The organism is Streptomyces sp. TLI_185 (assembly GCF_003814765.1).
GTDB lineage: Bacteria > Actinomycetota > Actinomycetes > Streptomycetales > Streptomycetaceae > Streptomyces.
The window spans coordinates 2,391,549-2,404,156 of sequence record NZ_RKRB01000001.1 but is presented as its reverse complement, the minus strand read 5'-3'; the positions used below and the strand labels follow the sequence as shown (position 1 = coordinate 2,404,156).

Genomic DNA, 12,608 nt, shown 5'->3' with positions numbered 1-12,608 from the left:
TTCGCAGAGGGCGAGGAGCCGTCATGACCCGCTACGCAGACATCCCCAAACCCATCCGCTCCGGAATAGTCGTCGTCAACCCCGACACCGGCACCCCCCAGCGGATCATCGTGCTGCAGTTCAACCCCGACACCCTGGAGCGCAGCATCGCCCCCCAGTCCGCCGGTGACAGTGGTGACGGTGGCAGTGGTGGGAAGGGAAGTGGGGACCGGAACGAGGCGCTTCGGCTCAAGGGTCCTGCCGAGGAGACCTGGAAGTTCACCGCCGAGATCGATGCCACCGATCAGTTGGAGATCGCGGCTCCCGACGGGATTCACCCCCAACTGGCCACCCTTGAAATGCTCGTGCAGCCGACGACCGCCCAACTGCGCGCCGCCAGCCGGCTCGCGCAGAACGGGACCATCGAGATCAGCCCGATCGAGATGCCGCTGACGCTGTTCACGTGGGGGAGCAAGCGGGTCATGCCCGTGCGGCTCACCGAGCTGTCCGTCAACGAGTCCGCCTTCGACGTGAATCTGAATCCGATCCGGGCCTCGCTGAGCATCGGCATGAAGATCCTCACGGTCAGTGATCTGCCCGCCGGGCACCGCGGTGCCGATCTGTACATGGCCCACCTCGCGCAGAAGGAACGGCTCGCCGCGGCCGCGCGCGGCGGGAGTCTCGGGGCCCTCGGGCTGCCGGGTGCCGACGTACTGAGTGGAAGGGGCTGAGCCCGACCTCATGGCTGACATCGAGTCCTACGAGAGTGCCCTCGGTTCCATACCGGGTGCCCACCCCTACCCCCGGACCAGCCGGTACCACGACGCCGAGATCGGCATCCACCGCCAGGACGACGGCACCGAAGTCCGTTACGCCAAGCGCCGGTTGCTGCCCCCGCTCGACGCCCAGGAGACCCAGGAACACGTCGTCGGCGCCGGTGAGCGGCCCGATCTGCTCGCCCAGCGCTCCTTCGGCGACCCCGGTCAGTGGTGGCGGATCGCCGACGCCAACCCCGTACTCGATCCACGGGAGTTGACGGACGAGGCCGGACGGGTCATCGACATCCCTGAGCCAGGAGGACACCGGCGTGTCTGAACAGCCCGTGCTGCGGGGGCCCGTCCACATCACGCTCCTCATGGGGCCGAAGCTCGTGAAGCCCGTGCCGGCCGAGGTGACCGAGGCGCTGCTGTCCGCGCAGATCACCGCCACCGCGGGGGAGAGGAGCGGCTTCCAGCTCGCTTTCGACCTCACCAAGACCGGGATCATCAACCAGCGGCTGCTGCCCGAGGGCTTCTTCGATCCGAAGACGCGGATCATCGTCACCGTCAGCGTCCGAGGTACCACCGACGTGCTCTTCGACGGGCTCGTCGTGCGCCAGGAGGTCGGTGCGAGCAACCAGCCCGGGCACTCCACCCTCACCCTCACCGGCGAGGACCTGACCCTGCTGATGGACCTCGAGGAGCGCACCGCCCGGTATCCCAACCTGCCGCCCTCCGAGCGGGTGCTGAGCATCCTTCGCCGGTACTCCGACTACGGCATCCGGCCCGACGTCTACGCCGAGAAGATCGCCCAGCCCCCGCACCAGGACCTGCGCGTCCACTACCAGACCGGTACCGACCTCCAGTACGTCACAGACCTCGCCCGCGCCAACGGCTACACCTTCTATCTGGAGCCCGGGCCCAACCCCGGCCAGTCCTCCGCCCGTTGGGGGCCGGAAATCCGCCTCGGCATCCGTCAGCACGCCCTCAACGTCAACATGGACGCCAATACGACCGTCGATCAGCTGACGTTTGCGTATGACGGGACTGCGCGAGAAGAGCCGCAGGCCCGTTGGCAGGATCCGGGGACCCGCGTGTCCACCCTCCTTCCCCAGCCGCCGATCAGTCCGCTGCGTCCGCCCCTCGGGCGCCGGCCCACCCCGGCCCTCAAGCGCAAGACCCTCTCCGGCACCGCCAAGCAGCAGCGCGAGCAGGCCGAGGCCGAGCTGCTCGCCCGGGCCGCCGTCTCCGCCGACGTCGTCTCCGGGTCGGGGTCGCTCGACGTCAACCGGCGCGGCTACATCCTGCAGCCCCGCCAGCTGGTCGGCGTGCGCGGCTCGGGACGGGCGTACGACGGCGACTACTACGTCAAGTCCGTCACGCACAACCTGCGCCCGGGGTCCTTCCAGCAGAACTTCACCCTCTCCAGGGAGGGCCTGGAAGCCCGCGACGACCGCGTCCAGCCGTAACACCTCATCACTCAGGAGCAGTTCAGCATGGCGGCAGCAGCCAACAACCGCTACCTCGGCAAGTTCCGCGGCCGGGTCGTCGACAACAACGACCCGCTGCGGATCGGCCGTATCACCGTCGAGGTCCCGGACGTGCTCGGCGACGAGCCGTCCACCTGGGCGCTGCCCTGCCTTCCGTTCACCGGGCCGGAGTCCGGGCAGTTCGTGGTGCCGCCGCCGGGGTCCGGTGTGTGGGTGGAGTTCGAGCAGGGGGATCCCAGCTTCCCGGTGTGGACCGGGTGCTGGTACGGGACTGCCGAGGAACTGCCGCCCGACGCGCGGCGCGCGCTGCAGGCGAACTCGCCCAGCAAACCGGTCGTCGTGCAGACACCGGGCGCGCACAAGATCGTCATGAACGACATCGCAGGGGCCGAGCAGGGGATTCTGCTGCAGGCCCAGGGCGGTGCCTACATCCGCATCACCAAGGAAACCGTGGTCATCGCCAACGGCGCAGGCGCCGAGATCCTGCTGCAAGGCGATCACGTGACCATCAACCAGGGCCAGTTGACCGTTCAGTCGAAGCGCTAGCAACAACGGGGGAGAAGAGAAGTTGTCCGGGAGTCTGCTCGACGCGAGCGCCGTGATCGGCTGCCCGCACGGCGGCCGCGTCACCGCCGCCACCACACCTTCCGGCGGCGTACGCATCGGGGGCGCCGCCGTCGCCACGGGCGCGCACAGCTACGTCGTCACCGGCTGCCCGCACACCGTCGCCCGGGCGCCCTCGCCTTGCGTGTCGGTCCGCTGGACCGCCGACGGCAGCGGCGTCACCGTCGACGGCGCGCCCGTGCTGCTCGACACCTCCGCAGCCCAGTGCTTCAGCGCGGCCTTCGTGCCGCAGGGACCGCCCGTGGTCCAGGCCGCACAGCGAAAGGTCACCGTCCGATGAGCCGCGTCACACGCCAACACCCGCGCACCGACCTCGCGTTCCCCTTCCGGGCCGACCGCCGCGGCCGCACCGCGCACGCAGGCCACGCCGCGCATGTCCACGACCTGATCGAGCAGCTGCTGTTCACCAGCCCGGGGGAGCGTGTCATGCGCCCCGACTTCGGCTGCGGCCTCCTCGACCTGGTGTTCGCGCCCAACAGCCCCGAGCTGGTCAGCACCCTCGAACTCTCCGTGCAGGCCTCGCTCCAGCGCTGGCTCGGCGACCTCATCGACGTCGTGGCGCTGGACGTCGTCAGCGACGAGAACGTCGTACGGGTCTATCTGTCGTACGTCCTGCGGGCCACCGGCGCCCGGACCGACGACGTCTTCGAAGGGAGGGCGGCATGAGCACGGGCACGACCACCTCCCGCCGCGCCAAGGTAAGAGCCGCTCAGCTCAACGGAGTCGACGCGGTGGAGGTCAGTGACGACGGGCTGCTGCTCACCGTCACCTTCCTCGGCAAGGCCCCGCACGGCCTCGGCCCCGAGAACGTCCGGATCGACGGCGGTCGCCGCATCACCGGTATCACCGCCGTCGATGTGAGTGTCGAGCGCGAGGAGGATCCCGAGCTCGACGACCGGCTCTACGTCACCCTCGACCGGGCCGGCGACACCTCGCGGTACGTGTTCGCGCTCGTCGAGACCGACCCGTACGGGCGCCCGGGAACGGAGCCCTTCCGGGGCTTCGACCAGCGCTACCACCGCGCCTCCTTCTCCTTCCGGCCCGACTGCCCGACCCCCTTCGACTGCAAGGACGAGGACCCGGAGCCGGACGGCTTCCCCGCCGCGCCCGTCGTCGACTACACCGCCCGCGACTACGACACCATCCGCAAGCTGCTCCTGGACCGGCTCGCGCTCACCACCCCCGACTGGGTCGAGCGCAACCCCGCCGACCTGGGCGTCACGCTCGTCGAGCTGCTCGCCCACACCGGTGACCAGATCAGCTACCAGCAGGACGCGGTGGCCACCGAGGCCTATCTCGACACCGCGCGCCGCCGGGTCTCCGTACGGCGGCACGTCCGGCTCATCGACTACGCGATGCACGACGGCTGCACAGCGCGGGCGTACGTCACCGTGGAGACCGCCGGCGACACCACGCTCGCGCCGGGCACCTTCCGCTTCGCCTCCGTCGACGTCCGCACCCTCGACCCCCACGACCGGCCCGAACCGGGCACGGTGATCGACGAGAACGACCTCGGCGACCTGGACGAGCGCGGTTCGGTCGAGGTCTTCGAACCGGTCGTCGCCGCCGACCCGCTGGAGTTGCGCACAGCCCACAACGCGATCCGGCTGTGGACATGGGGCGGCGAGGTGTGCACCCTGCCGAAGGGCGCGACCTCCGCCACCCTGCGCGACGAGTGGGACGACCCCGAGACCTGTCGCGACCGCCGACTCGCCCTCCGCCCAGGTGACTTGCTGGTCCTGGAGGAGGTCAAGGGCCCGCGCACCGGCACCCCCGGCGACCAGGACCCGAGCCACCGGCAGGCCGTGCGCCTCACCTCCGTCACCCCGGGCATCGACCGCATCGAGGACCAGCCGGTCCTGGAGGTCACCTGGGCCGCCGAGGACGCCCTGCGCTTCCCGTTCTGCCTCACCACCCGCGGCGGCCGTGACTGCCTGCCCGTCGAGGACGTGACCCTGGCCCGCGGCAACGTCGTCCTCGTCGACCACGGCCGCACCCTCACCGGACTCCCGCAGACGGCCACCGTGCCACCCGAGCCGGCCGTCGTCGCCCCCTGCGCCCCGCCCGCCTTCGGCTGCTACGACCGCGAGGAGGGCAACGCCACTGCTCGGCTGATCAACTCCCTCACCGACAAGACGGAGAGCGCCAAGGCCCTCGTACCCGACGACGTCCGCGAGCTGTTCGAGGTGGTCGGCGAGGCGGCGACCGTACGCGCCGGGATCGGGCTGGAGCGTGCCGGGCAGCGGCACGAGCGTGTGGTTCCCGGCACGGCGTACGCCCAGGCGGCCGCCCTGCGCACCCTGCTCGCGCAGTCCGTCTACCCGGGCATCGCGCCGCGCCTCCGGCCCGTCCTCGGGCGTACGCCCGTCGTGCAGGTGGTGGCCTTCCCGGACGCGCAGGCCGTGGCCGCCGGGCAGGCCGCACGGATCGCCGCGATCCCGGCAGCCGTCCGGCAGCGGCTCGTCGAGCTGTGGCGCAGCGCCCGCGACCGCGACGGACTCGCCGAGGAGGAGATCGACGAACTCACCGTCATCTACGGGCTCAAGGTCATCGAGCGGTTCGAACTCCGTACGCATCCCGTCCGCGCTCTGCGTGAACTCCTGCACAGGAACGACGAGTTGCTCGACGGGAAGCTGCGGCGCGTGGCCGTCCTCGCGTCCCGGGCCCGTGCGGGCACCGTCCTCGACGGGCACATCGCCTGGGAGATCGCACACAGCTGGGGCCCGGCGTACGCAGCCGGACTGCACCCCGACGAGCCGGTGCTGCGCGGCTCCGCGACCGCCGCGCTCGCCCATGACCCGCGCCGCGCCCTGCCCGCCGTACGCGTCGAGGACGGCGACCTGACTTGGCTGCCCCGCCGCGACCTGCTGCACAGCGGTCCCCGCGACCGGCACTTCGTCGGCGAGCTGGAGGATGACGGCCGTCTCGCCCTGCGCTTCGGCGACGGGCGGCACGGCGCGAAGCCGAAGCCGGGCGCCCGCCTCGCCCTGCACTACCGGCTCGGCGGCGGCCTCGCCGGCAACGTCGGCGCGGAGGCCATCAACCACCTGGTCATCCAGAGCGACTGCGCACAGCCGCCGGCCGCCGTCGTCCGCAACCCGCTGCCCGCCATCGGCGGCGTCGAGCCCGAACCGGTCGAGCAGGCCCGGCAGTTGGCCCCGCTCGACCTGCGCCGCACCCGACTGCGCGCGGTCACCGCCGAGGACTACGCGGCCCTCGCCGCCCAGCTCCCCGGCGTGCAGCGCGCCGCCGCCGACATCCGCTGGACCGGCAGCGTCCAGGAGGCCCACATCGCGATCGACGCGTACGGCAGCGCCGACCCGTCGGCCGAGCTGCTCGCGCAGGTCGAACAGTCCCTGGAGGCGTACCGGCGCATCGGCCACGACCTCGTGGTCGGCCCCGCCCGCCTGGTACCGCTGGACATCGCGCTCACCGTGTGCGCCAAACCCGGCCACCAGCACGGGCAGATCCTCGCCGAGCTGTACCGCGTGCTCGGCAGCGGCCGTCTCGCTGACGGGCGGCTCGGGTTCTTCCACCCGGACGCGCTGACCTTCGGCGAACCCGTGCGGCTCAGCCGACTGGTCGCCGTCGCCGCGGCCGTACCGGGCGTCGAGAGCGTCCAGGTCACCCGGCTGCGGCGGCTGTTCGAACAGGACCGAGGAGAGAGGGAGGACGGCGTGCTGCGGCTCGGCCCGCTGGAGATCGCCACCTGCGACAACGACCCGGACCGGCCGGAGAACGGCCTGCTGGCGATATCCCTGGGAGGTGCGGCCCGATGACCGCCACCGATGAGTGCACCTGTGGCTGCGGCGGCCACGACGAGCGCCTTGCGCCCGCCCCGCTGCACAACCCGCCCGGGCGCACCGCCCTCGACTACCGCGTCGGCGAGTACGGCTCGTTCCTGGCCGCCCTGCTCGACCGGCTCGCCTCCCCGGCCTACCCGGCCCTGGAGGGGCTCACGGTCCGCACCCCGGACGACCCCGCGATCGGGCTTCTCGACGCCGCCGCCGTCCTCGGTGACCTGCTCACCTTCCACTCGGAGCGGATCGCCGACGAGGCGTATGTCCGTACGGCGAACGAGCACCGGTCGCTGGTGCTGCTGGGGCGGCTGGTCGGACACCGGCCGCGGCCCGGTGTCGCCGCCGCGACCCATCTCGCGTACACGCTTGAGCGCGATCCGCGTGCGGAGACACTGCCCGTCGTGATCCCGCGCGGGGCGCGCGCCCACAGCGTGCCCGCGTCCGCGGACGAGGAGTCGCTGACGTTCGAGACCAGCCGGGACCTCAGCGCCCGCTGGGACTTCAACGAGCTGGCGGTGCGGAGGCGCCGGCCGTCGTTGCTGACGCCCGACGATCTTGAGCGGCGCTCCGAGCTCTTTGTCGAGGGCACTGCGAACGCTCTGCAGACCGGTGATCAGTTGCTTTTCGTCTTCGGTGAGCAGGCCGGTGGGGAGCGGAAGTTGCTGCCGGTCGCCGGCGTGCGGGTTGACCGGGACGAGGACGTCACGGCGCTCACTTTGCCGAAGTCCGCGCCGCCCACGCTCAAGGAGCTGGTCGACGAGGTGCGGCGGTGGACCGCCGAGCCCTCCGCTCCCGGGGAGCCCGGTGATGAGCCGCCGACTCCCGAAGTGCCGAATCCTCGGCCTGTCAGCCGCCTCATCGAGGACTTCGAGGATCAGGTCCTCGCGCCGTTGCGGGCGGCTTTGGACGGGGTCAAAACCCCGGAGAGCCTCGCTGCGGTTCTCGCGGAGCCCGTCGCACGGCTCGGTGAGGCGCAGGTGTTGGCCGAGCCGTGGGAGGAGGTTTCGGCATGGTTCGAGCAGTTGCAGGCCGTGTTGGCCGAACTTGCTGAGCGGGCGCTGGAGTTGGCTCCTGCGCAGAGCGCCGAAGGGGGTGCCGAGAAGGGTTTTCGGGCGTCTGCGGCGCCGTTGGGGCTGGTCGCGCCCACGCGGCGGAAGCCGCACGTTCAACACAGCCCCGAGCCCCTGAAAGAAACTTCGCGCGCCGCCGCCTTTCATACCCTGGCGGCTGTCCTGCCCGCTCTGCGGGCGCAGGCCACCGCCTCGCCCACCGGACCCGGCGCCCAGCTCCCCGGCACGGACACCGCCCGCCTCCTCCGCGCCCTCAATCCCGGACTCGGCAGCCTCTACCCGGCCTGGCGTAGAGCTGCTGCCCCTGGATCTGCCCAGCTTCTGCGGGCGTTGCTGGCGATGCGCGTCACCGCAGCCCCCTTCGGTTCCACCGCCCCACTCAAGCCCGTTCAGGACGACCAGGGGCGGGTCATCCGGAGTGCCGACTGGCCGCTCACGGGGGCGGTGCTGACCGGGATGCGGATCGTCTACGACACCGCGGGCAAGGCACCGGTCCGGGCGGAGTTCCAGTATGTCGAGGGGAACAGCTCCGATCAGCGGGCCGTGACGCTGCCGCTCGCTCAGCAGGTCAACTTCGGGCTCGGTCCCGGGCACGTCGACCTCTCCAGCGGCTCCGGCCAGGAGCCCGCCGTCAGCATCCACCTCCGCGACGGTCTCCCCGAGCGCACCTTGACGGTGTCCCGGCCGGGTGAGGACGGCCTGGTCCACGTCGGTGTCAGAAACGGGACGGCGCAGGACGTTCCCCTGCGGCCCGGCATCCCCGTCCAGTTCACCCACGGTGAGTACGAGGTGAGCCTGCGGTACACGGTGGGCAGCACCGAGCCGAACGTCGAGGTCGTCATCGCCAGCAAGCCGGCGCCCGTCAACCGCCGTGTGCTGCAGCTCGACAGCGTGCACACGAGCATCACCGTCGGCAGCTGGGTTGCCATCCGGCGTCCGGCCAAGGGTGCTCAGGACGGCATTCCCGGGGACGCCAAGCTCGCCTTCGTCACCACCCAGGTCGTGGCGGCGCGTACGGCCGCGTACTCCAACTACGGCATCACCGGCCGCGGCACCGAACTCACCCTCGCCGACCCGTGGCTGGACGAGTTCGACGTGCTGCTGTCGCACATCCGCGACACCACTGCGTACGCCGGGGGCGAGCCGCTGCGCCTGGCGGACGAGCCGCTCGGCGAGGACGTGCACGGCAACGAGATCGAGCTCGCCGAGCTCTACGACGGACTGCGTCCCGGGCGTCTGCTCGTCGTCACCGGTGAGCGCAGAGACATTCCCGGGACGACCGGGGTGACCGCCACCGAGGTCGTCACGATCGCCGCCGCCGATCCGGCCGTGGACCCGCAGCTGCCCGGCGACCGCGTCCACACCCGTCTGACCCTGACCACCCACCTCGCCCACCGCTACCGCCGTGAGACGGTCCGCATCCTGGGCAACGTGGTCGAGGCCACCCATGGTGAGAGCCGGGAGGAGGCCATCGGCAGCGGTGACTCGGACCGGGTCAACCAGACGTTCGCGCTCTGGCAGTCCCCGCTGACCTGGCTCGCCGACGACAATCCCCTCGGCGCCACTCCGGTGCTGGAGATCCGGGTGGACGGGGTGCTCTGGCACGAGGTGGACAGCCTCGCCGGACGCGGCCCGCGCGACCGCGTCTACATCACGGGCACCGCCTCCGACGGCCGTACGACGGTCACCTTCGGCGACGGCGTGCACGGTGCCCGCCTGCCCAGCGGCCACGAGAACGTCCACGCCCGCTACCGCTTCGGCACCGGCAAGGCGGCGAACGTCCCGGCGGACCGGATCACCCAGCCCCTCACCCGCCCGCTCGGCGTCACCGCGGTCACCAACCCCCGCCCGGCCACGGGCGGAGCGGACGCCGACGGCCCGGGCCTGACCCGCCGTACGATCCCCCTCGCCGTCTCCGCCCTCGACCGGCTCGTCTCCCCGGCCGACTACGAGGACTTCGCCCGCTCCCGGGCCGGCATCGGCCGGGCCGCCGCGCGCGAACTCTTCGACGGGCGGCGGCGCGTGCTGCACGTGACCGTCGCGGGTACGGACGACGTGCCGCTCGACGGCGACTCGGACACCCTGCGCGCCCTGCGCGGAGCGCTCACCGAGTACGGCGACGGCAACCTCACCGTTCGCGTGGACTTGCGCGAACTGGTGCTCCTGCTCGTCGCGGCCAAGGTGAAGGTGGCCCCGGACTACGCGTGGGAGTACGTCGAGCCCCGGCTGCGGGCGGCACTGTTGCGTCGACTCGGTTACGAGGGCCGGGAGTTGGGGCAGCCCGCCCGGCTCTCCGACCTCCTTGCCACGGCCCACACCGTGCCCGGCGTCGACTATGTGGATGTCGACGTCTTCACCGGCGTCCCCGCCTCCATCACCCCCAAGGAACTCGCCGCGCTGCTCAAGGACCCCGGTGCACCCCGTTCGAGCGTGCCCGCGCACCCGGCGTCGTACGACGAGAAGATCCACACCGTCCGTGACACGCATGGCGAGACCCTGTCGTCCGTCTGCCACCACTACGGCATCCCGCTCGCCGAACTCCTGCGGCTCAACCCCGACATCACCGACACACAGCGCCTGGGCAAGGGCCGGTCGGTGTACGTCTTCCGCGGCATCCGCCCGGCCCAGCTGGCCCTGTTGTCCCCGCGGGCCGCGGACACCCTCATCCTCACGGAGGTCAAGTGATGGCTGCGAACTCGACGGATGTCCAGTTCGACACGGTCGCCCCGGCGACGTCCCGGGAACCCGACGGTCTCGCTGCCCTGCTGCCCCGCTGGCACCTCCTGCGCGACGCCGAGGAGGGCGAGCCGCTGCGCGCCCTCCTCGCGGTGATCGCCGAGCAGCTCGACCGGGTCCGCGACGGCGTGGAACAGGGCTACGAGGACCTGTTCGTGGAGACGGCGGCGCCCTGGGTGCTGCCCTACCTCGGCGATCTCGTCGGTTACCGCACCCTGCCGGGCTACGAGCGCGTGCTCACCACCGGTCTGCACGAGGGCGGGCGTGCCGCGCTCGCGGAGGCGATCGCGCCGCGCGCGGACGTGGCGGCCACGGTCGCCAACCGGCGCCGCAAGGGCACACTGCACCTGCTGGAGGAGATCTCCGAGCAGGTCGCCGGCTATCCCGCCCGCGCCGTCGAGCTGTCGCGGCTCGTCGCCCACCATCAGTCGGTGAAGCTGTACCGGGACACCGGCCGCGGGCGCCTCCTTGACCTCCGGGACGGCTCGGCCCTCGCACTCCAGGGCGGTCCCTTCGACACCGCGGCCCGCACGGTCGACGTCCGCCGCGCCAACTCCGCGCGCAGGCAAGGTGGTTGGACTCCGGCCGGAGTCGCCCTCTTCGTCTGGCGGCTCAAGGCGTACCCGCTGACGTCCTCCCCGGCGTACTGCATCGACCGCGCCCGCAGCCTGTACACCTTCTCGATCCTGGGCAACGACAGCCCCCTGGTCACCAAACCGGTCCCGGAGCCGTCTCCCACGCACATCGCCACGGTCGACAACGTCCCGGCGTTCATCACCCGCCGTCTGCTCCACGACCGCCTGCTGGACTACTACGGCCCCGGCAAGAGCTTCGTCATCCGGCGCGATGGCGAGGACAAGCCCGTACCGCCGTCCGACATCGTGGTCGCGGACCTGTCCGACTGGCGTTACCGGCCGAAGCGCGGGCAGATCGCCGTCGACCCGGAGCTCGGGCGGATCGCGTTCGGGTCGCGGTCGGCGCCCCGGCAGGGCGTGTGGGTGGACTACCACTACGCGTACGGCGCCGACATGGGCGGCGGCGAGTACGAGCGGCCCGACCGCGTGGACCGGCCGGATGCGACCTTCTACCGGGTCGGCCCGGGGCAGCCGTACCGCCAGATCATGGACGCCTACCGGGCCTGGCAGCACGACCGCCGGGCCGACGACACCGGCCCCGACGGCATCATCGAGATCACGCACAGCGGCGCCTACCAGGAGCAGCTGGACTTCGACCTCGACCCGGGCGACCGGCTGGAGCTGCGGGCGGCCGAGGGCACCCGGCCGGTGATCCGGCTGCTCGACTGGTACAGCAACCGGCCCGACGCCCTCAACATCCGGGCCGTGGAGGACGATTGCGCTCCGCATGAGCGGCCTCGGATCGTCCTCGACGGGCTGCTGGTCGCCGGGCGCGGCATCAACGTCACCGGCCCGATGGGAGCCGTCGTCGTACGGCACAGCACCCTCGTACCCGGCTGGTCCCTTGAGCCCGAGTGCGAGCCGCACTCGCCCGAGGAGCCCAGCATCGTCCTGGACCGCACCACCGCCTGCCTGCAGATCGAGCACAGCATCCTCGGCACCATCGAGGTCATCGGCGACGAGGTCGGCGAGGACCCCCTCGACATCCACCTCCGCGACAGCATCCTGGACGCCACCGGACACGACCGCGAGGCCCTGTCCGCCCCGGACTGCCGCCACGCCCACGCCGTGCTCCACGTGCACCGCACGACCGTCATCGGCGAGGTCCACACCCATGCCGTCGAGATCGCCGAGAACTCGGTCTTCACCGGCAAGCTCCACGTGGCCCGTCGCGGCGTCGGCTGCCTGCGCCACTCGTACGTCCCGGTCGGCTCACGCACACCACGACGGCACCGCTGCCAGCCCGATCTCACTGCGGGCGTACGGCCGTTGTTCGCCTCGGTCCGCTACGGGACGCCGTGGTACGGGCAGTTGGCCGACCGATGCCCCGAGGAGATCCGGCGCGGTGCGGACGACGGTGCCGAGATGGGCGCCTTCCACGATCTGTACCGGCCGCAACGTGAGGACGGTCTGCGCGCACGGCTCGCGGAGTACACGCCCGCGGGCGCGGACGCCGGGATCTTCTTCGTGACCTGAGCAGTGCCGCCGTACGACCCACCCGCAGAATCCTGAACCA

The 12,608-nt window shown here is 71.7% G+C and carries 9 protein-coding genes; all 9 read left to right on the top strand.

The window, feature by feature from the left end:
- Window positions 1-23: 23 nt before the first annotated feature.
- From EDD92_RS10850 to EDD92_RS10810, 9 genes are read left to right on the top strand one after another with little or no spacing between them, the layout of a single operon-like run.
- Complete coding sequence (locus EDD92_RS10850) at window positions 24-710, top strand: hypothetical protein (RefSeq protein ID WP_123964097.1); 687 nt, start codon at window positions 24-26, stop codon at window positions 708-710.
- A gap of 10 nt (window positions 711-720) precedes the next feature.
- A complete protein-coding gene (locus EDD92_RS10845) occupies window positions 721-1,074 on the top strand; it encodes a hypothetical protein (protein ID WP_123964096.1) in 354 nt (117 codons plus the stop codon).
- Window positions 1,067-2,206, top strand: a complete 1,140-nt coding sequence (locus tag EDD92_RS10840; protein WP_123964095.1) for a hypothetical protein — start codon at window positions 1,067-1,069, stop codon at window positions 2,204-2,206. Before EDD92_RS10845 ends, EDD92_RS10840 begins: the two co-directional genes overlap by 8 nt.
- 27 nt (window positions 2,207-2,233) lie before the next feature.
- On the top strand, window positions 2,234-2,773 hold the full coding sequence (locus EDD92_RS10835; RefSeq protein WP_123964094.1) for a phage baseplate assembly protein V: 540 nt from the start codon (window positions 2,234-2,236) through the stop codon (window positions 2,771-2,773).
- 22 nt (window positions 2,774-2,795) lie between these two features.
- Entirely contained in the window at window positions 2,796-3,131 is a 336-nt protein-coding gene (locus EDD92_RS10830; RefSeq protein WP_123964093.1) for a hypothetical protein, read from the top strand.
- A complete protein-coding gene (locus EDD92_RS10825) occupies window positions 3,128-3,517 on the top strand; it encodes a GPW/gp25 family protein (RefSeq protein WP_123964092.1) in 390 nt (129 codons plus the stop codon). The genes EDD92_RS10830 and EDD92_RS10825 overlap by 4 nt, the downstream gene beginning before the upstream one ends.
- A complete protein-coding gene (locus tag EDD92_RS10820; protein ID WP_123964091.1) occupies window positions 3,514-6,630 on the top strand; it encodes a putative baseplate assembly protein in 3,117 nt (1,038 codons plus the stop codon). The genes EDD92_RS10825 and EDD92_RS10820 overlap by 4 nt, the downstream gene beginning before the upstream one ends.
- Window positions 6,627-10,406, top strand: coding sequence for a putative baseplate assembly protein (locus tag EDD92_RS10815; protein ID WP_123964090.1), 3,780 nt, complete (start codon window positions 6,627-6,629; stop codon window positions 10,404-10,406). The genes EDD92_RS10820 and EDD92_RS10815 overlap by 4 nt, the downstream gene beginning before the upstream one ends.
- Entirely contained in the window at window positions 10,406-12,568 is a 2,163-nt protein-coding gene (locus EDD92_RS10810) for a hypothetical protein (protein ID WP_123964089.1), read from the top strand. Before EDD92_RS10815 ends, EDD92_RS10810 begins: the two co-directional genes overlap by 1 nt.
- Window positions 12,569-12,608: the final 40 nt, after the last annotated feature.